Annotated in this window: 1 pseudogene; it reads right to left on the bottom strand. The window is 61.4% G+C overall.

The annotated features are described in order from the left end of the window. Positions 1-64 precede the first annotated feature (64 nt). Positions 65-422: pseudogene (locus SD455_RS16660) on the bottom strand (hypothetical protein); the annotation flags it as partial.

Consider the following 422-nt stretch of genomic DNA (forward strand, 5'->3'; position numbering starts at 1 on the left):
GTACGAGACCGTCTACACTCAAGACGTCGCGTTGGCGGCGTGAAGCATGGAGTCAACCGAACCTTCAGCAGACCCGATGGGAACCATCGGATCGTTGGTGTCGGGTTTGGGCTTTCCAGGTCCAGGAGGCTGGTAGTCGGTCGGGGTCTGACCAGTCGGTGTCGATGTAGCGTTCCTCAACGGTGAACCGCCGGTCCGTGCGCCCGTGAGGGTAGAGGACGTAGTGTCCGGCTCCGAAGGTCTCGGGATCTTCCTCTGTCAGGGTGATGTGTCGGGCATAGTTGTGGGCGATCTGTTCCAACCCGTGGGTGAGGATGTCCATGTTCCGGGTGAGCCGCTGACGGTAGTAGCGTCCGGCAGAGTGGTGTACGAGCAGCGGTGAGCAGTCCCTCGGAAAGAGGGTGACGGCCACCGTGTGTTCC

It is taken from the genome of Nesterenkonia sp. K-15-9-6 (assembly GCF_052656005.1).